Genomic DNA, 19,952 nt, shown 5'->3' with positions numbered 1-19,952 from the left:
TTCGCGCCAGCTCCATTTATTATTTGGACACATCCGCCCCAAAGTATTTCTCCGATATTTTCAGATAGGTTCCATCGCTCTTCATTTCAGCCAGTGCATCGCTGACGGCATTAACCAGCTCTTCGTTTCCTTTGAGGAAAACTGCCGCACTTTTCGATCCCTCGGCCGTTTCATCCACCTGTTTGATCTTTGCATCTGGTTTTTGCTTCTTTAAGTCGAGATAGGACAAGCCGTCATTTACGGTCGCATCAATCCGGCCCGAGGTCAGCAGGTCTATGGCCTGGTTGAAGCCATCCACAGCGACGATCTCTGCACCGTTCTCCCGGGCGATATCGGACAGGTTGCTGGTCAGCGATTGACCTGCCTTCTTACCTTTAAGATCCGCGAAGGCTGTAATATTCTGGTTATCCTCGCGCACGATCAGCGCGCCCTTGGAGACGATATACGGCTCAGAGAAATCATATTTCACCTTGCGTTCATCCGTGATCGAAACCTCGTTGAATATCGTATCAAAACGTTTGGCATCCATGCCGGCAAACAGGCCATCCCATTGGGTTTCTATAAATTCGGGTTCCACCCCCAGCCGTTTCGTAATCTCCTTCGCAATCTCCACATCAAAACCGGTAAGCTTGCCCTCTGCATCATGAAAAGTAAACGGAGCATATGTCCCCTCCGTACCAATACGCAGCTTGCCACTTGCTTTAACAGCTTCCAGTGAGTTCTGCCCGGCCGGAGCCGCCGCTTTTTCTGTGGGCGCAGCAGTAGCCGCAGGCGCTGTATTGTTATTATTGCCGCATGCCCCTGCCGGCAGCAGAGTTAGCAGCAGCAGGATAGTCAGACTAAGCTTCTTCATCACATGAACCCCTTTCAAAATCCCTCTATTTTTCACTGCATGGACACTTGCTTATCTTGCCCAAAAGCACCGCTGCTTCATCAAGTTTTTTGCATCTTTAGTCAGACCTCTACTTATGCCAGCCGAAACGGTACAGCTCCGGCAAAGAGGCGATTCCCGCCGGTATGCTCATACTGTTCACAACCGGACTGCAGCAATGTAAGCGACTGCTTCTCTTTACAAACTGCCGGGATATGGTATATTAATTAGCAATTGCAAATTCAATATTGACCTGTTTTTTCACTAGGGGAGTCGGCCGACTGAGACGGAGCTTTAAGCTCCGGACCCTTGGAACCTGATCTGGATCATACCAGCGGAGGGAAGTGGAGCAGAATTGTTCAGCGGAGCCGCATTAAGCTAACTGACTGTGACGTTCAGACCCATTTATTTCCTCCGGAAATGAATGGGTCTTTCTTGTGTTTGCTGTTGCCGCCGATCAGGCAAGTAACGTTAAACAAACTACGCCCCCAGGAGGTTTCCACATCCCAATATGCTCACTATAACCAACCTGGCTTATTCGTTTGCAGCGACTAGGAATCCGGTATTCTCCGGTCTTTCAATGACCGTCCGCCAAGGCGAATTCATTTCCGTTGTTGGAGCCAGCGGCTGCGGGAAAAGCACACTGTTCAAAATCATTGCCGGCCTGCTAGAGCCGTCCGGCGGTGAAATAACCGTACATGGACGCTCCTCTCCTTCGACACGCTCGCGGCTTGGACAGATCGCTTATATGCCGCAGCAGGACCTGCTGCTGCCTTGGAGGACCGTGCTGGACAATTGCCTGCTTCCATGGGAGCTTAAGCAGGACTCTAGCCGGCACGAGGTACTCGCCCGGATCCGCGGAATGCTGGACGGCTTTGGCCTTTCCGGCAAGGAAAATGCTTATCCGCAGGAGCTGTCCGGCGGGATGCGCCAGCGGGTCGCTCTGCTGCGCACACTAGCTGCAGGCAACGAACTGCTGCTGCTTGACGAGCCGTTTGGAGCGCTGGACGCGATCACCAAACGGGAGATGCACCGCTGGCTGCTGGAGCTGTGGGGCGGGCTGGATAAGTCCGTTCTGTTCATCACTCATGATCTTGAAGAAGCGCTGCTGCTCAGCGACCGGATTTATTTGATGACCGGCGGCTCTGACGGCGGGCTGCAGGAGCTAATCGTCACTTTGCCGAGACCCAGACATTACAAAATGAATTATGAACCGCAGTTTGTTGCCCTGCGGGAGGATTTGGAGAGTAGATTGCATGAGAGCTCTATGGTATAAGAAACAGCTGCGGACTTATGGCCCCTTTCTACTGCTTGTGGTGCTGCTTATTGCGGCATGGGAGCTCACAGCACAGCTGAACATGATCCCTTCATTTATTCTCCCGGCGCCAAGTGCAATTTGGACAGCGCTGATTGAAAAGCGGGGACTGCTGTTCGGAGAGCATTTGCCCGCCACGTTGCAGGAGTCACTGATCGGGTTTGCCCTCTCGGTTGTTTGCGGAACACTGCTGGGTACCGGCATGCATATGTTCGCTCCGCTCGCCAAAGCACTTTATCCCATGCTGATTATCAGCCAGACCATTCCGCTGATCGCGCTCTCACCTATTTTTATTATGTGGTTCGGCTATACCCTGTGGGGCAAGGTTGCTGTCGTCTTTCTGACTGCCTTTTTCCCGGTTGTGGTAGCCGTCTATGACGGCCTGCGGCAAAGCGGCAGCCTGTACAGAGACCTGCTCCTGACGCTTGGGGCAAACCGTTGGCAGATATTGCGTAAGACGCAGATTCCGCTGGCACTGCCCTCCTTTTTCTCCGGACTTAAGCTGTCCATCGTCTACTGTGTGATCGGAGCGACGATCGGGGAATGGCTGGGCGGCAGCCGGGGGCTTGGTTATTTCAGCCGCCGGATGGCCGGCAATCTGCAAAGTGCAGAAATGTTCGCCGCCGTATTGCTGCTGTCCGTTTTGGGTGTAGCCTTGTTTCTCAGTATCGCTGTGCTCGAAAAACTCATTTTGCAGAAAAGAGGATTTTACCGATGACCCATCCTGAGCTGTATCGCAATCATTCCACACATAAGAAAACACACCGCCTTATTCCATACTTATTGTTGTTATGCCTGCTTACCCTCTTAAGCGGCTGCGCCAGCGCAAAAGACCCGGATACCTCCGCCGCTTCTTCAGAGAATTCCAGCGGCAATCCGCACAAGCTGACTATAATGCTCGACTGGTATCCGAACGCAGTTCATTCCTTCCTGTATGCCGCTCAGCAGAATGGCTATTTTGCCGAAGAAGGGCTGGAGGTGGACATTCAAATGCCGGCGGACAGCAATGATGCTTTGAAGCTTGTAGCCGCAGGCAAAGCTGATCTGGCTCTCAGCTACCAACCACAGGTACTAATGGCGCGCAGTGAAGGAATACCTGTAAAATCTGTCGCAGCGCTCGTAAGGCATCCGCTCAATCATCTTCTGGTCCCCGCAGAGAGCGCGATAACCGGCCCGAAAAAACTCACAGGCAAAAATGCCGGATACTCCTCCATTCCCCTGTATGAAGCGATGCTCCGGACAATGGTCAAATACGACGGAGGCGATCCGGCTTCACTGAACCTGATTGATGTTGGATTCGATCTTATTCCTGCCCTTTCTACCGGACGCGCAGACGGCATTATCGGCGGATTTATAAATCATGAGGCATTGATATTGGAAAAAGAAGGCCACCCCGTCACTTCATTCGATCCGACGGACTACGGAGTGCCGGACTATTATGAGCTTGTACTTGTTGCCAGTGAACAGGGCTTGTTGGATTCGGAGGATGACTACCGGAAGTTCATGAATGCGGCACGCAAAGGACAGCAATTCGTACAGGAGCAGCCTCAGCAGGCACTTGAAATATTGTTTGCACACGAAGATGCTACCGCCCCGCTCGACCAAGCAATCGAGACAAAAAGTCTGGAAATCCTTCTGCCGCTGATGGTTGCAGGAAAACTGCCTTTTGGACAGCAGGAGGAGAAATCCTGGGAGAACGTGCATACGTGGCTATCCGAGAACGGACTGTTGAGCGGAGAAACGGACAGTAAGGAAGCTTTTGTTAATCTGTAGGAGCTAAGTTCAAAGGGCCGAAGTTTAGAGTTTCATGTATGTAGACTGGACTTACGTATGGGGACTTACGTATGGGACTTATATCGTGGACCATTCTTTATGGGACTAATCCAGTGTTAGCGGGACCATTATTTTTGTGCATTATTTTCACTCAAAAGCTTACGCAACAGCGTTATCTGGAAACTGTGAATGCTGTTCTATTAGATGTATGTAGGCTGAATCTAGAATCAGCAGTGTTAGGTTAATTTCTAAAGTGCATTTTTTGGATGAGTGTATTTTGTGCAGCAGATTGCTCATTTCTCTGCGGTGATCCGCATTCTGCTGTATTTCATGCAGTAGATTTCTGCATTTCCGAGCAAAAGCCCCTTTTCTGCTAGATTCTGCTGTATAGAGTGCAATAGAAGCTGTTTTGCGGCTGATTTAGGGGCCGACTGCTGTAGAAAGTGCAATAGAATGTACCTCTCTAACACATAGAGGGATGAGATGTATGAGAACAGACATGCGCTGTAACAAAACTTTGAGGAGGACTAATAATGAGTTATTTAGCTAAAGTACGTGAAGCCAATCCGCTCGTGCACAACATCACCAACATTGTGGTGGCCAACTTTACCGCCAACGGGCTGTTGGCCCTGGGCGCTTCGCCCTTCATGGCCGATGCCCATGAGGAGGTCGCGGACATCGCCGCGATGTCGGGAGCTGTCGTGCTTAACATCGGCACGCTGAACGAGCATGCCATCACCTCGATGGTGTTGGCCGGACAAGCGGCTGGGCGCCATAAGGTACCGCTGGTACTGGACCCGGTTGGAGCCGGTGCTACCGCCTACCGCACTGAGGTCACGCATAAGCTGGTCCAGGAGCTGCGCATTACCGCCCTGCGCGGTAATGTTGCTGAGGTGGCCCATGTTGCCGGGGAAAGCTGGGCCATCAAGGGCGTTGACGCCGGTGCGGGCGATGGCGATGTCATCGCTTTGGCGAATAAAGCGGCACGAAAGCTGGAATGTGTGGTCATCATTACCGGGAAAGATGATGTAATTACCGACGGCATCAGCACCTACGTCGTCAGCAACGGTGATCCCATCCTGACCAAAGTTACCGGTACAGGCTGCTTGCTCAGCGCCGTAGTCGGAGCTTTTCTGGCGGTCAGCGGCGGGTCATGGCTGGAAGCGGCTGCCGAGGCGCTCTCCTTCTATGGTGTCGCTGCCGAGATCGCAGCCGAACGGACAGCTTTTAAAGGCCCCGGCACCTTCCAAATTGAATTCCTCAACCAGTTGGCCCTGGTCACTCCGGATACCTACAAGGAGAGAGCACGGGTACAGCTGCTCACACTATAAGTCTTGCGGTAAAGGAGTGGACTACATGACAAAAGTATTCAAAGCGCTGACAATCGCCGGCTCCGACAGCGGCGGCGGTGCAGGCATCCAGGCCGATCTGAAAACTTTCCAGGAGCTTGGCGTGTACGGCATGTCGGCACTTACCGCTGTGACTGCACAGAATACTCTCGGAGTACAAGGAGTATACCCGCTCGGAGCAGAAGCTGTCACCGCACAGCTTGATTCCGTCGGAAGCGATCTGCAGCCGGATGCGGTCAAGACCGGCATGCTTTTTAGCGGTGAAATCATCCGCGCCGTTGCCGGGAAGGTACGCCAGTATGGCTGGGATAAGCTGGTGGTTGACCCGGTTATGATCGCTAAAGGCGGTTCACCGCTGCTGCAGCAGGAAGCCGTGCAGGCGCTGATTACCGAATTGCTGCCGCTCTCCCTGGTGGCAACACCTAATATACCGGAAGCAGAAAGCTTGACCGGGATGAAGATTTCCGGCTTGGCGGAACGTGAACGGGCGGCGGTGCTCATCCATTCCATGGGCGCCCGCTTTGTTGTTCTAAAGGGTGGCCATGATGACGGAACCACCGGAGTCCTCGATCTGTTGTATGACGGAAACGAGTTTATCTATCTGGAAAGCCCGCGCATTTCCACGCGGCACACCCATGGAACGGGCTGCACCTTCTCTGCGGCAGCGGCGGCCGGATTGGCACAGGGCAACACCGTTAAGGAAGCGGTCCATACCGCGAAAGCTTTTATCCAGGCGGCCATCGAAGACTGTCTTGGCATTGGAGCGGGACATGGGCCGACAAATCATTTTGCTTATGGCAACAGAATGCGGGGAAATGTGAGATGAAGAGAATCGACAGCGAAGACATGCGCAAGCTCCTAAAGCTATACTTTATAATGGGCAGTGTCAACTGCCGGATCTCACCAGCAGTCACATTGACACAGGCCATTGAAGGCGGAATTACGCTGTTCCAGTTCCGGGAAAAAGGCCCCGGGGCACTGACCGGAACAGCAGCATTCAATCTGGCCAAACAACTTCAGCAGATATGCCGCGAGCATCGTATCCCCTTCATCGTGAACGATGATATTGAACTGGCAATCGCACTTGACGCCGACGGTGTCCATGTGGGACAAGAGGATGAGCCGGCCCGCTCCATCCGTCAGCGGCTAGGTGATCACAAGATCATCGGCGTCTCTGCCCATACACAGCATGAAGCCCGGCAGGCCATCGCCGATGGCGCAGACTACCTTGGAGTTGGCCCGGTCTACCCGACCTCCTCCAAAGACGATGCCGAGGCCGTGCAAGGCACCCGGGTCATTGAAGAGCTGCGGCGCTGCGGCCTTACCATCCCGCTGGTCGGCATTGGCGGAATTACGCCGGGTAATGCCCAGCCGGTTATCGGAGCCGGAGCCGATGGAGTATCCGTCATCTCAGCCATTGCCCGGGCGTATGACGTTAGCGCAGCTGCAAAGAATTTGTTGCAGATCATACGGTATACATGACTGCACCCGATTTTTTTCGAATAGAGTAAAGCTAACTTAAAGAGCTGCCCATTACAAAAAACGCAGATACCGTAACAGACGGCTCTGCGTTTTTTTATTGGTGAAACTTATAACTTAAACCTTCCCATAACTATCGTGTTATAGTAGTTGCCGTCAGAAAGAATCCGGTCCTTCGTGATGACCCCTTCGATTTCAAAGCCGAACCTTTTATACAGCTGCACCGCTTTTTCGTTTGTTTCCAATACATACAATATGATCTTAGTGATTCCGTTCGCGTCCGCCCAAGCAAGCGACTGTTCCAAAAGATGTTTCCCGATGCCAAACCCCCAATACTCCCGCGCTGCACAGATTCCGAATTCCACTTTATGTGAGAATCTTGTAAGATGATTCCCCTCACATCTCGAAAATGCGACAATTTCGCCTTCAGCTTCCGCCACTAAAAATAAGTTTCTGTTATCTTCCGTATCCCGGGCGATCAATTGTTCAAAGCCTGAAGTGTCGATAACCCCCTCACCCTGAACTCTGTCCATGTTTTCGGTTTCGCCGTCAATCTGCAGCCTTAATTGCGATAATTTCGCGGCATCTGCTGGGTCGGCGGATCTGATGATGTAGCTTAAGCCTTTTACCTCAAAACCTTTTTGGTCAATGTTCATGCTTTACTCCTTTATACAGTGGTAGGTAAATTATAGCATTTACATCCCGCTGTTTCAGGTGTATTATTAGTTTACTTTGTAAACTGTTCACAAACGTAACTATATTCAGCAAAGGGGGTCCGTACATATGATTGATCCGCAGCAGACGAGTGAGGTTTATCATTCCTTTTTCGCGGTGTCCCGCCAGCTCAAGAAGCTTGCACACCAAAGTGCAGCAAAGCTGGGGCTGACGGTGCATCAGATCGGCATCCTGAACTCCATTCAAGACAACCCGGGCCAATCACAGAAGGAAGTTACCGAACGGCTCGTTTTTGCCAAGAGCCGGGTAAGCACTCACATTGATGCTCTGGCAGAGAAAAATTTGGTCACCCGGGTCATTTCCGAACAGGACCGCAGAGAAACCAAACTGTATATTACTCCTGCCGGAGAAGAGCTGTGCAAGCGATATAACGAGGAGGCTTTTTCCTATAAAGTACTGGGATCGGCACTGGAGCAGTTTTCCGGGGAAGAGATTGACACCCTCCTGCGGATGAACAGACAACTACTCGACAAGCTGGCACAGGCACAGGAGCAAGAGACTTAACAACAAAATTCCACACAAAGCTGGTGATGTGTAATGTCAAGAGGTTTTGGTGCAGCAGGATTTGGTGGCGGGCCTGGGCATGGCAAGCTAAAATTTGATGATGATGAGCTGCATTCGAAGATTTCCAAGCAGCTTCTGCTGCGGATTTCTAAGTATTTTCTTCCCTACTGGAAGCAAACGCTGCTGGTTATGATCGTATTATGTGTTTCTGCAGTACTGGGGCTTTTGCCGCCCATCCTGATCCAGCATATTATCGACCAGGCGCTGCCGGACAAAAATCTGCATCTGCTGTTGTTGCTGGTCCTGGCTTCACTAGGCGCAACCGTTGTCTCGGGACTGCTGGGAGTGCTGCAAAATTATTTGAATTCTTTTATATCGCAAAATATCGTCCATGATATGAAAAACCAGATGTACAGTCATCTCCAGCAGATGCCGCTGCAATTCTACTCCAGTGTCAAACAGGGGGAAGTCATCACCCGGATGACTAGCGATATCTCGGGAATTCAAGGTGTGTTCAGCAACACGATTGTTAATTTTGCCAGCAATTTATTTATCCTTGCCACCACTGCGGTGACGCTCTTTATTATGAACTGGAAGCTGACGCTGCTTGGAATTTTTGTTATTCCTCTATTCATACTGCCTACCCGCAAAATGGGCAATTTTAGCTGGAAGCTGGCTAAAAAGACACAGGAGAAATTCTCCGAACAGAATGAAGTCATTGAGGAAACGTTAAGTATCAGCGGCTATTTGTTAATGAAGCTGTTCACCAAAGAAGAAGCGGAATATTCAAATTTCAAAACGATTAATGCAGAAGCTACAAACCTGCAAATCCGCCAATCAATGGCCGGGCGCTGGTTCATGATGGTCCTCTCCACCTTTACCAGCATTGGACCGCTGCTGATCTACTTGTATGGCGGATATCTGTTCATCCAAGGTGAGCTAACAGTCGGTACAATCATCACTTTTGTCGCCTTACTCGGCAGACTGTACGGGCCGGTCTTGCAAATGACGAATTTGTATGTTGATATTAAACGCTCCGCAGCGCTTTTCGAGCGGATCTTTGATTATTTTGACATGGATCCACAGATTGTTGATTCTCCGCTTGCCCTGCACATCAACGCTTCCGGGAAGGACATCGAATTCCGTGACGTAAACTTCGCTTATCAGCAGGATAAACCGGCGCTCCGCCATATTTCCTTCACTGCTGCTGCCGGAACCCTAACCGCACTCGTCGGGCCCAGCGGTGCCGGCAAAACAACGATCACGAACCTCATCCCGCGCCTCTATGAGCTTGATTCCGGCGCGATCACCATCGGCGGCAAGGATATCCGCGATTTCACCCTGGACTCGCTTCGCTCACAGATTGGTCTGGTGACGCAGGATACCTATCTGTTCAACGGAACGATCAAGGAAAATTTGCTGTACGCAAATCCAGAGGCCAGCGAAGCAGAGATCATGGATGCCTGCAGATCCGCTTATATTCATGAATTTATTATGGAATTGCCTGAGGGTTATGATACGGTAGTAGGTAACCGGGGCATCAAACTGTCCGGCGGTGAAAAGCAGCGAATTTCCATTGCCAGGGTGCTGCTCAAAAATCCGCCGATTATCATCATGGACGAGGCCACATCCTCGCTCGATACGGTGTCGGAATACTACATTCAGCAGGCCATGCATGTGTTGCTTCTGAACAAGACCAGTCTCGTCATCGCTCATCGGCTGTCCACGATTATGGCTGCTGATACGATTCTGGTGGTTAAGGCCGGTACGATCGTCGAAGAAGGCACACATGACTCGCTGCTGAAGAATGACGGGGTCTATAGGGATTTGTATAACAAGCAATTTGAACCGAAGATACTGTCGTGATGATCCCTGATTCAAGTGGAAGCGTAAAAATACTTATATTTTCAAAAATCCGCACAGCCCGCTGAGAGTAGCGTTCTGATGCGGATTTTATTGGCTGCATTCAGCTGTTGCTTATCCGTTCAACCGGGAAAAAAGCTCCTCCAGTTCCTCTTCGCCCAAATGTCTCCAATGTCCCCGTTCCAGTCCGTTCAGACTAATATTCATAATCCGTATCCGCTCCAGTCTAAGCACTCTGTAGCCCAGCTCTTTACACATGCGGCGAATTTGCAGGTTCAGCCCTTGGGTCAAAATGATTCCGAACTCATATTCACTAACCGCATAGGTCACGCAGGGTGTGGTCACCGTTCCCAGAATCGCGACACCGGAGGACATGTCCTGCAGGAAGGTTTCAGTCACCGGTTTATCCACACTTACCCTGTATTCCTTCTCGTGTCCATTCTCCGAACGCATCATGGTGTTCACGATTTCTCCGTCATTGGTCATCAGGATCAGACCTTCGGAATGTTTGTCCAGACGGCCGACAGCAAAGATGCGTGAGGGATAACCGACAAAATCTATAATATTGCCCTCCACCTGCCGCGCAGCGGTACAAGTGATCCCAACAGGCTTATTGAGTGCCAGATATACAGGTTTCTCCTTGCTGGGGGTTACGGTCTGTCCGTCAATGGCTACAACGTCTCCCGGCTCCACGGTGGCACCCGGTTCACAAACCTCTCCGTTGACAGAAATCCGCCCGGCGGTGATCATCCGGTTCGTCTCTCTGCGCGAGTAAAGACCCGTTTCGCTGATATATTTATTAATTCTCATGCTGATCCCGCTTCCGTCCCGGAAATGAAAAACATCTGATTTCAGCGTACAAAATCAGATGCTTCAATTCACATAATCTATGAGCACTACGCTCTGTTATTTGCTGCGACCGGATGAAGTTCCCCCGCTGCTCTTGGCAGCAGCATTTCCTTTGCTTCCTTGGCTACCGGGAGCTACACCTTTCGGTTTCACCGGCTTTGCCGTTTTGTTCCAGCGCGTCCAGCCCTTGCTGCCTGTTCCTCTGCCTGTGCCGCCGCCTTTGCTTTTTGCCACAATATCACTCCGTCAGTATTCAGTTTTCGCCTTGCATTTCTCTATCTTACCATTACTATAGGCAATGTGTCAGGAAAATACACAAACAACCCGCCGGTACGAGTCCGGCGGGTTGTTATTCAGCGGATGAAATTCAGTTGTTCAGGCGATTTATTTCGGCTGAATATAACCTTCAGCCTTCAGCAGCTCGGCAATCAGTACGGCTCCTCCGGCAGCGCCTCTCACAGTGTTGTGAGACAGGCCGACGAACTTATAGTCGTATAGCGAATCCTCGCGGAGTCTGCCGGCAGAAATGCCCATGCCGTTCTCGATATCTCTGTCGAGCTGAGTCTGAGGACGGTTTTCTTCTTCGAAATAGGTGATGAATTGTTTTGGTGCGCTTGGCAGTTCCAGTTCCTGCGGACGTCCTTTGTAGCTGTTCCAGCGTTCAAGAATTTCTTCCTTGGACGGCTTCTGCTCAAAGGAGGCGAATACTGCAGCCATATGGCCGTCAGCGACAGGCACACGGATACATTGTGAAGTGATCACCGGCTGTTCGCTCTTGACAATCCCTCCGTCCGTAACCGTTCCCCAGATCCGCAGCGGCTCCTGCTCGCTCTTCTCTTCTTCGCCGCCGATGAACGGAATCACGTTATCCACCATCTCCGGCCAATCAACAAACGTTTTGCCGGCGCCGGAAATTGCCTGATAAGTTGTCACGACAACCTTCGAAGGCTTGAACTCGTTCAGTGCATGCAGCATCCCCACGTAGCTCTGGATCGAACAGTTCGGTTTCACAGCGATGAACCCAGTTTCCGTACCCAGACGTTTGCGCTGCTGTGCAATGACCTCAAGATGCTCCGGGTTGATTTCCGGTACCACCATTGGAACATCCGGAGTCCAGCGGTGCGCAGAGTTGTTGGAGATTACCGGCGTGCCGGTACGCGCATAAGCTTCTTCCAGCGCCTTGATCTCTTCCTTCTTCATATCCACGGCGCAGAAGATCAAATCCACATCCGCAGCCACTTCCTCTACCTTGGAAGCATCCTGTACCATGATGCTCTTCACTGCTTCAGGCATAGGTGTAGACAGCTTCCATCTGCCTTTGACCGATTGTTCATACGTTTTGCCTGCCGAATTCGCACTGGCGGCAATAGCTGTCACCTGAAACCAGGGATGATTCTCAAGAAGTGCAATAAACCGTTGACCCACCATACCGGTACCGCCGACGATACCCGCTCTTAACTTACTTGACATAAGAAATTCATTTCCTTTCAAGCAGCTCCTATTGATAGGTGCTTTTTAATAACCGATTATAAATGATATACGCAGCTTACACAATATGTGAACGAAAAGTAAGTATTTCCTTTAATAAATATAGCCCAATTCATCCAGGAATTTCACGATCTCCTGAAGAGTCCGCTGGTACGGAATATTATTATAATAAAAAATCCATGACCTAGGTAGATTGAACTTGAAACTTGAGGAAAGGGAGCGACGGAGGGGAAGTTTGGAACTGTAGGAGCGATAGCGACCGCCTTTGTCTTCGGATTTCAACCGCGAGCAGCGGTGGTCATAATCAAGAAATCCGAAGACAACAGCGGCTGGAAGTCCAAACATTACCCGCAGTCGCGACTGAACCTTTACTCTAAACTTTTCAGTTCAATCTATCTAGCCCTTCAAACCGAACCAGACGCGAGTCATTGCCGGATTTCCACATGGCATCTACGAATTCCTCCACGGTTGCATAAGGAATATTCTCGTCCTGTGTCCCATGAAAGAAAAGACTTGGAGGCAAAAAACCTCTCACATGATCTTTAGGAGACGCGCCAGCGAGGTCAACCGAAAGTTCCGGAAACATTTCAATGAGTACTGCTGTGTCCACCCCACCGTTGAAGATAATGAGCACATCTGGAACACTACTAACTGACAGATCACCAGACAGATCATCGGGAAGATCAGTAACTGTTTCAATCATCGCCGTGCAAAGGGCCAGGTAACCTCCGGCAGAAGCGCCTGCAATGACAATACGGCATGGATCGATCCCGAGAAGAGCTGACTGTGCTCTAACCTGCCTTACCGCTGTTTTGGCATGCTTAATGCCCGTAACAGGTGAGAATAAACCATCAACGTGCCTCGGACGGTATTCCACGCAGATCGAAACAAAACCCAGTGCAGAAAAATAATGTGCGTGATGCTGAAACTGCTCCGGCCTTGCTTTACCCGCTGAGAACCCTGCACCATGAAAAAACAAAATGGCTGGACGCAGCTCATCACATGCCGGAGGTTCAAACACATACATTTTCAGCTCTCCATACTCCGCACTACTTGTATACACGAGTTCTTTAATCGGGAAATTGAACAGTTTCGTCACCTTCCGGTACACTGAAATTGACTCATGTTTCAACTAACAGTTGCCCCACAAACCGCTGTAGGATTATGAAGCTCCCAGACGTTTGGCCAGCTCGCCTAAATCCTGTCCTTTCAGTGCGCCTTCGACCAGTGCCGGCAGCAGCGCAGGTGTGCAGGCAAAACACGGGGTTCCGTCCCGTGACAGCTGAGCCGCCAGACGTTCGTCATAGGAAGGTTTCCCTTCATCCGACAGAGCCAGCAGGGTCATCGTCCGGACTCCCGCCTCGCGCAGCTCGCGCATCCGCCGCACCAGCCCGGCCTGATTGCCGTTCTCATAGAGATCCGAGACGATGATAAAGAGTGTCTTCTTAGGCTCTTCAATGAACTGCTCACAGTACTTCACCGATTTATGGATATCCGTGCCGCCGCCCAGCTGAATGCCGAACAGCATGTCTACGGGATCATTGGCGCATTGTTCGGTAAGATCGACAACCTCTGTATCAAAAGCTACTACACGGGTGTTAAGCGCCGGGATGCTGGCGAAGATCGAGCCGATGACCGAAGCCCAGATAATGGAGTCGGCCATGGAACCGCTCTGGTCAATGTCAACAATTACCGTCCACTCTTTGCTGCGGCGCGCCCGGTCAAAATAATAAAACCGCTCGGGAATAATGATCCGCCGTTCCGAGTCATAATGTTTCAGGTTCCGCTGTATTGTCAGCTTCCAGTCCAGCCCGCTGAGCGATGGCAGAGGAGAGTGCTGCCGCTTATTCAAAGCCCCTGTCACTGCCCAGCGGATATCCGTCTCCAGCAGCTTGACCAGTTCGTCGACCAGTGCCTGAACCAGCATTCTTGCTGTGTCTTTGGTCTTTTCCGGGATCTTGCCCTTTAGCGATAAAAGGGTACCAATAAGCTTGATATCCGGCTTCACGGCAGCCAGCAGCTCCGGCTCGAACAGCAGCTGCTTCCAGCCCTTCCGCTCCATCGCATCGCTCTGAATAATCGAAACTACATCTTCCGGGAAAAAATTGCGCACATCCCCGAGCCATTTCGAGAGGTGGACCGCGCTCCGCCCCGTTCCGGCACCTTTTCCCTTGGCGGTGCCGGCATTCCCGGAGCTGCTGCCGGCACCGGTCTCATCATAGATGGCGGCAAGCGCTGCATCCATAATCAATTCCTCTTCTGTCAGCGCAAGCCGGCCGCCTTCGCCATAACCTGATAACGCTTCTTCCGCTTCCTGACCCAGAATCAGCCGCCAGCGGGATACCGTATTCTCCTGCCTGTTCTCCGCCGTCATCTAAAAGTCACCGAAGTCAAAATCATTCAGCTCATCCAGCATTTTGGCCTCTTCCTCCTTCAGCTCCCCGGTGAGAATCTCTGCGGCCTGCTCCACATTCACACCCCACAGCTCGCCCAGCAGCTCGGAAATCATCGTTTTCTCCCTTGGAGAGAAGGTGCTGAATGCCCGGCGCAGAAAAACGAGTGCACGCTTGAATTCATCATCCGCAAGAGCATTGATATAGTTGTTCAGCTGTTCCCACAGGCTCATGCGCGACAGCAGTCCGTACCGGTTGCGCATGGAGAGCCCTTCAAACCAGCCGGCTCCAAGATCGGCCGGTATCCCCGGAGATAATCTGCGCGACACTTCCGCTGCGACTTCCTCCGCAGAAATTGCAGCCCGCTCCATCAGAATGGCGCAGGCGAAGCCGGACAGCCGCGGATTGCGGTCATCCCGCTCTGCTAGCTGCTGCAGCTCCTGCAGCCATAAACCTTCATCCAGCGTTTCGCCATGCTCAAGTGAAATCCCGTTCAGCTCATTGATGGCAGTCAGCATACTGCCGGCCGCTTCGTCGTTGCAGCCGCTGGCATCCAGCAGGAACAGGCAGCCGCGCCGGAACAACTCCTCCATCAGCGGTACCAGCGGCGCGGTATCCACCTTGCGGATATCGCCAAAGCTAATAATCGTCGACAGCTCGCTGGCGGCCGCTGCGATGCCGACTACATCCCGGCTGAGGGCAGCCAGATTCTGCAGTACTCTGCTGGCCTCCTCCATCTGGGCAGTCATGCCGCATTGGCAGGCAATACGGATGAGTGCCGAAGCTTCGGCGATAGAGCGGCATTCCTGCAGCCGTTCACGCAGCACATAGGCTCCGGCCACTTCCACCGTTTCTCCCAGCAGGGTGGATTCTACAACCTGTATCTCCACCTCCGGCGACCACTGGATCACCCAGTGCTCAGCCCAGGTAGCTCCCTCCTGACCGCTTGGCCGGTTCTTGGCAAATGAAATGCCGAGCAGAGTGAGCCGGTGGAACAGCACAGAACGGTGCAGGTCCAGATAGGCCGCCTCAACGCTTGACACCCTGCGGTTCTCCCTGAGATCAAGGGACAGTTCACTGGCTACCGTCGATTTGTATTTCTCCAGTTTATAACGTTTGAGCAGCCTGTTCAGATCATCCTGAATCGGAGTCTGGCTGACCCCTTCGGCGAGGCTGCCAATGGCTGTGCCAACGTCTACTCTGGCCAGAGCTTCGGCTACAACCGACAGCTCACCGTGGCCGAGAAGCGTCTGTGCGGCATCGCGCAGATCCCGCAGCGTGGGTGCACTGCCGCCGTGCAGCGACGCCAGCGACTCCGCCAGCCGGACCGCTTCAATAACCTCTGCGGTTGAGCGGTGTGTGCCGGAGCCGCGTACACGGCGCGCCACCGAAGACAGGTACAGATGCGGCAGTTCCTCCAGCCGCCCGGCCGCTATGGCTTCCCACATCATTTGGAAATAATGGGGAGCCCCGTTCCCCGCGCCATAGCCGGACATCGTGGACAGCTTGTAATACGAATAAGGCATCAGCGTCAGCTTCGTGCTGCGTGAAGGCAGCGCAGCCAGTTCTTCATCACTCATGCTCTCCGTAAGATCGGCCAGAGCCGAAGCATGGTAGGCACCACAGATGACGACGATCTTCTGCGGCTCATGTCCGGCGGCAATCAACTTCTTGATCTGCCGCCTCATATAAGACTCACGCAGCGCATTGTAGGCATATTCGGACGGCTGCTCCCGCAGCTCCTTCTCTTCCGCCAGTTCACGCATTTGTGCGGAGAAGGATAGGACCGCTGCACGGTATGCCCCGGCATTCGCATTATGCTCGTAATTCCGCTCCCAGTACATGTCATAATCATACTCGCCTGCCAGCCGGGCAATCCGGCTGTAGAGCGATTCTTCGTCCTGCATATCTGCTGCAGAAGGTTCTTCGGCTTCAACAGCAGCGGGCTTAGCTTCCTGCCCGCTGCCCCGCTGCTGTCTCTTCATATCCTGCAAGCCCAGCGTTACCGAAGAAGGCAAATCAATAAATAACGCCTCCGCTCCATTCTCCTTAGCCCACTTCATGCCCTGATATTCCGGAGAATAGACGGCAAAAGGCCAGAGAACGGTACGCACCGGCAGCTCATCAGTAAAGGCCAAAATTGCCACCGGAGGTTTCGTAACTTTATGAGTCAGATGGCGGATTTCCTCGGAAGCATCGCTAGGCCCTTCGATCAGCACCGCTGTCGGCTGAAGCTGATCCAGGTATTCCAGCAGATGCTTTGCGCCGCCCGGTGACAGATGCCGCACCCCGAAAATATGCACTCCAGTTTCAGCAGCCTTAATCACTCGTTCATCTCCTTACATGCCTGGTACAGGCCGCGCCACTCTGCTCCTTTTTTCTTCATCACATTGTCCAGGTATTCCTTCCAGACCAGTTTATCCTTGTCATCATCCTTGACAATCGCTCCCTGAAGTCCGGCGGCCAGATCATCGTCAGTCAGCTCGCCGCTGCCGAAGCTTGCCGCCAGCGCCATACTGTTGGTCAGCAGAGAAATGGCTTCTGCCGTAGAGATAACCCCAGCCGGTGACTTCACCTTCTCCTTCTTGTCTAACGTCATTCCGCTGCGCAGCTCCCGGAAGATGGTAACCACCTTCAGGAGCGCCTCATCCGCCGGAACGGAAGCTTGCAGCTCATACGAAGAAGCAATTTCCGCAACCCGCTTCTTCACGATGGCCAGCTCCGTCTCAAGATCGGAAGGCGCCGGCAGCACAATAATATTGAACCGCCGTTTGAGTGCGGCGGACATTTCGTTGACTCCGCGGTCCCGCGTGTTGGCTGTGGCAATAATAGAGAAGCCCTTGCGGGCCCCCGCCTCCTTGCCCAGTTCCGGCACAGAGATCGTCTTCTCCGACAGAATGGAGATCAGCGCATCCTGCACCTCGGAAGCACAGCGGGAGATCTCCTCGAACCGGGCGATTCCGCCGTCCTCCATGGCGCGCATGATCGGACTCTTGACCAGCGCTTCCGGTGTAGGACCGTTCGCCAGGAGCATCGCATAATTCCAGGAATAACGCACATGCTCTTCACTGGTTCCGGCGGTCCCTTGCACAACAAGCCCCGAGTTGCCGTAGATCGCCGCCGCCAGATTCTCAGACAGCCAGGATTTGGCTGTTCCCGGCTCACCGATTAGAAGCAGCGCCCGGTCAGTGACCAGGGTGGCAACCGCCATTTCAATCAACCTTGAGTTGCCGATATATTTCGGTGTAATGATCGTTTTCCCGGCTTTGCCGCCAGTTATGAAGGTCAGCACCGCCCGGGGAGACATCTGCCAGCCGGCAGGAATCTTCCCTTTGTCCTCCTTGCGCAGCGCTTCCAGCTCCTCACGATATAATACCTCCGCAGGCAGCCGCATGTAATCCTGAAGCTGCTCTTGTCCCGTTGACATATACTCATCTCCCTCTAATGACTTTACTCTTGGCTCCGCAAATGGTTAAGCAAATACTCAAGCTGCTGTGCGCATTCGTATCTGTATACCGGAACAATAGCTTCAATACGGCTGATATAGCTGACCGGAAAACGAAGCATCATTTGGAACACGAAATAATCAAAGATATAAGGATTATAAAGCCGATCATTCTCCAGCACAGACATTAGGAGCTCCTGGCGCTCCTCCTCTTGCATATCCGTACGCTCCAGACCAATAAAGATATTCGTGATAAATTCTTGCATTCTGCGTTTCTTCTGCCCCTGGAGCTTCTCCAGGAGGTAGCTGCGGGCACGCTCATGCCCCGGCTGGGCAAAGGCGCATACCAGCTCCAGTGCGTCACGGTCAATGAACCAGTCCAGCCAGCGCGGGTCCCACTCTGCGGCAATTCTCTCCGCAGGCAACATCTCTCTCGAGTATTGGAGCCTGTCTCTGGAAGAACTCCAAGGTGATTCGTAAGCCACCCGTTCCACATTCATAATCTGCCGCTCCAGCGTTTCCAGAAGCTGCTGGTCACGCTGCGCCGCCTCCTTCGAGACGATTGATTTCAACTTGTTCATCATCGTACCGCCGAACTGGTTGTACAATTCCTCCGGGTTCAACTGCTGCTGAGCCGCACGGAAAACATTCGGCAGATAGCGCATGTTTTGTTTCGCCAGCCCCTTCAGCAGCTCCAGCGATTCCGCGATAACCGACTTTTCAGTGTACCAGGCCGCCTGATCGATAAGCGGCAGCCAGCCAAACGAGATAAAACGGGTGTATTCTCCAATCACATAGCTGTATGCTTCATCGAGCTGCGGATTCCGCTCGCTATGGAGAGCAGTTAGGTAGGGTTCGATTCCATTCCAGTATGTTTCCGACTTCTTCTTGTCCTCGTTGTCCCGGGGAGCTTCACGCAGCTCCTCCATAAATCGAACCGACAGCTGGTCTGCAACACGCGCCGAAGGCCACTTGGAGAGCGCCTCCGCCACCAGCGCCCGGTCCTTCTTCAGCGAAAATGCTTCCAGCAGACGTTCCCCGCCCTGTAGGGAACCGCCTGCTGCCAAAGCGGCAAACGCAGCTTCCCGGATGGTCTTCTTCTTGTCCGCCGTCCATTCCAGCAGTGCCGGGATATAGGCCTCATGCCCGGCAAGACATCCGATCGCCGCCACCCGGACATCATCGCTGCCGCTCTCTGCGGCTGCGTAGATCTGTTCGAGCACGCCGGCTCCCCCCACTTTGCCAATCACCTGCAGCTTGCGTACCTCACCTCTGCCGCCGGCCGGATTAAAGTGCTCCATCAAATATTCGGCGATAGCCGGGCCGTAAGACGGAAGTATCTCTGCCGCCGCAAACTCCGCAAGCTCCGCATAAGGATCTTTCAAAGCGGCAATAGCCAGCGGAAGCAGGCGCATATCCTGAAATACACCTTCCTTAAAAGCTTCGATTACGATCTCATATCTGCCGCTTCCCGTCGTGGTCAGTGCCTGTCTCACAGCGGCCAGCTTGCGGTAAGGCAGCCGGGTCTCCGCCGGGAAATAAAAGGCCCGCAAAGGACCCGGAGTTCCGTCGGGTGCCGTAACCCCCTGGGTGTAGAGCACCGATTCCAGCAGCAGCGTCAGCTCCTGCAGCTTTGCAGCGGATACAGGTTCCGCTGTACTGCCGGGCTCTATCAGAGCCGTTATACCCTCACCCAGCCTCTTGAAGACTGGAGCACGCTCACCGAGTTGCTGAAACTGCGGAAGCAGACGCTTCAGCCGGAAATCTCCGGCTGCCAGATCACTTCCGGCAATATAAAGTCTTCTCACCTCTTGGTGAAGCTCTTGCAATAATGCTGTACTCATGGGCTGTCCCCCTATAGGTATATAAATCATGTTTATGATCTCAA

18 protein-coding genes and 1 riboswitch are annotated in these 19,952 nt (G+C 52.7%); of the genes, 8 read left to right on the top strand and 10 right to left on the bottom strand.

Features of this window, described 5'->3' with window-relative positions; genetic code table 11:
- Positions 1–19: 19 nt before the first annotated feature.
- Complete coding sequence (locus MHI45_RS33485; RefSeq protein ID WP_341118654.1) at positions 20–853, bottom strand: amino acid ABC transporter substrate-binding protein; 834 nt, start codon at positions 851–853, stop codon at positions 20–22.
- A 274-nt stretch (positions 854–1,127) separates the two neighbouring features.
- A riboswitch (TPP riboswitch) is annotated at positions 1,128–1,231 on the top strand.
- 151 nt (positions 1,232–1,382) lie between these two features.
- On the opposite strand from MHI45_RS33485, the gene MHI45_RS33480 reads away from it, so the two are divergent.
- The 6 genes from MHI45_RS33480 to thiE all read left to right on the top strand — a co-directional run bounded on the left by MHI45_RS33480 (position 1,383) and on the right by thiE (position 6,790).
- A complete protein-coding gene (locus MHI45_RS33480) occupies positions 1,383–2,147 on the top strand; it encodes an ABC transporter ATP-binding protein (protein WP_341118653.1) in 765 nt (254 codons plus the stop codon).
- A complete protein-coding gene (locus MHI45_RS33475; protein WP_341118652.1) occupies positions 2,128–2,904 on the top strand; it encodes an ABC transporter permease in 777 nt (258 codons plus the stop codon). The genes MHI45_RS33480 and MHI45_RS33475 overlap by 20 nt, the downstream gene beginning before the upstream one ends.
- On the top strand, positions 2,901–3,959 hold the full coding sequence (locus MHI45_RS33470; protein WP_341118651.1) for an ABC transporter substrate-binding protein: 1,059 nt from the start codon (positions 2,901–2,903) through the stop codon (positions 3,957–3,959). Before MHI45_RS33475 ends, MHI45_RS33470 begins: the two co-directional genes overlap by 4 nt.
- Positions 3,960–4,492: 533 nt before the next feature.
- Positions 4,493–5,290, top strand: coding sequence for a hydroxyethylthiazole kinase (gene thiM / locus MHI45_RS33465; protein WP_341118650.1), 798 nt, complete (start codon positions 4,493–4,495; stop codon positions 5,288–5,290).
- Between the two features lie 25 nt (positions 5,291–5,315).
- Positions 5,316–6,134, top strand: a complete 819-nt coding sequence (thiD, locus tag MHI45_RS33460; protein WP_341118648.1) for a bifunctional hydroxymethylpyrimidine kinase/phosphomethylpyrimidine kinase — start codon at positions 5,316–5,318, stop codon at positions 6,132–6,134.
- A complete protein-coding gene (gene thiE / locus MHI45_RS33455) occupies positions 6,131–6,790 on the top strand; it encodes a thiamine phosphate synthase (protein WP_076111369.1) in 660 nt (219 codons plus the stop codon). The genes thiD and thiE overlap by 4 nt, the downstream gene beginning before the upstream one ends.
- A gap of 107 nt (positions 6,791–6,897) precedes the next feature.
- Here the strand turns inward: thiE and MHI45_RS33450 are convergent, their stop codons facing one another.
- On the bottom strand, positions 6,898–7,443 hold the full coding sequence (locus MHI45_RS33450) for a GNAT family N-acetyltransferase (RefSeq protein ID WP_076111368.1): 546 nt from the start codon (positions 7,441–7,443) through the stop codon (positions 6,898–6,900).
- 127 nt (positions 7,444–7,570) lie between these two features.
- Here MHI45_RS33450 and MHI45_RS33445 point away from each other — a divergent pair, with 127 nt between their 5' ends.
- Positions 7,571–8,026 (top strand): MarR family winged helix-turn-helix transcriptional regulator, encoded by a 456-nt coding sequence (locus MHI45_RS33445; protein WP_076111367.1) that lies wholly within the window; start codon positions 7,571–7,573, stop codon positions 8,024–8,026.
- A gap of 33 nt (positions 8,027–8,059) precedes the next feature.
- Complete coding sequence (locus MHI45_RS33440) at positions 8,060–9,892, top strand: ABC transporter ATP-binding protein (protein ID WP_341118645.1); 1,833 nt, start codon at positions 8,060–8,062, stop codon at positions 9,890–9,892.
- A gap of 111 nt (positions 9,893–10,003) precedes the next feature.
- Here MHI45_RS33440 and MHI45_RS33435 read toward each other — a convergent pair whose 3' ends face one another.
- The 8 genes from MHI45_RS33435 to MHI45_RS33400 form a co-directional block, all read right to left on the bottom strand.
- Positions 10,004–10,699 carry a pseudouridine synthase gene (locus tag MHI45_RS33435; protein ID WP_076111365.1) on the bottom strand — a complete coding sequence of 232 codons (696 nt, stop codon included), beginning with the start codon at positions 10,697–10,699 and terminating at the stop codon, positions 10,004–10,006.
- A gap of 96 nt (positions 10,700–10,795) precedes the next feature.
- Complete coding sequence (locus MHI45_RS33430; protein WP_076111364.1) at positions 10,796–10,975, bottom strand: DUF3934 family protein; 180 nt, start codon at positions 10,973–10,975, stop codon at positions 10,796–10,798.
- A 147-nt stretch (positions 10,976–11,122) separates the two neighbouring features.
- Entirely contained in the window at positions 11,123–12,208 is a 1,086-nt protein-coding gene (gene asd, locus MHI45_RS33425; RefSeq protein ID WP_038590783.1) for an aspartate-semialdehyde dehydrogenase, read from the bottom strand.
- 400 nt (positions 12,209–12,608) lie between these two features.
- Complete coding sequence (locus MHI45_RS33420) at positions 12,609–13,358, bottom strand: alpha/beta hydrolase (protein WP_341118643.1); 750 nt, start codon at positions 13,356–13,358, stop codon at positions 12,609–12,611.
- Positions 13,359–13,388: 30 nt separating this feature from the next.
- Positions 13,389–14,600, bottom strand: coding sequence for a VWA domain-containing protein (locus MHI45_RS33415; protein ID WP_341118642.1), 1,212 nt, complete (start codon positions 14,598–14,600; stop codon positions 13,389–13,391).
- Complete coding sequence (locus MHI45_RS33410) at positions 14,601–16,943, bottom strand: DUF5682 family protein (protein WP_341119140.1); 2,343 nt, start codon at positions 16,941–16,943, stop codon at positions 14,601–14,603.
- Positions 16,943–18,046 (bottom strand): AAA family ATPase, encoded by a 1,104-nt coding sequence (locus MHI45_RS33405; RefSeq protein ID WP_076111361.1) that lies wholly within the window; start codon positions 18,044–18,046, stop codon positions 16,943–16,945. Before MHI45_RS33405 ends, MHI45_RS33410 begins: the two co-directional genes overlap by 1 nt.
- Before the next feature lie 23 nt (positions 18,047–18,069).
- Positions 18,070–19,908 carry a HEAT repeat domain-containing protein gene (locus MHI45_RS33400; protein ID WP_341118641.1) on the bottom strand — a complete coding sequence of 613 codons (1,839 nt, stop codon included), beginning with the start codon at positions 19,906–19,908 and terminating at the stop codon, positions 18,070–18,072.
- Positions 19,909–19,952: the final 44 nt, after the last annotated feature.

The organism is Paenibacillus sp. FSL H3-0321 (assembly GCF_038002865.1).
In the GTDB taxonomy this organism is placed as follows: Bacteria; Bacillota; Bacilli; order Paenibacillales; family Paenibacillaceae; genus Paenibacillus_AQ.
The sequence above is the reverse complement of the archived record's forward strand: the minus strand, read 5'-3'. Positions and strand labels throughout refer to the sequence as shown.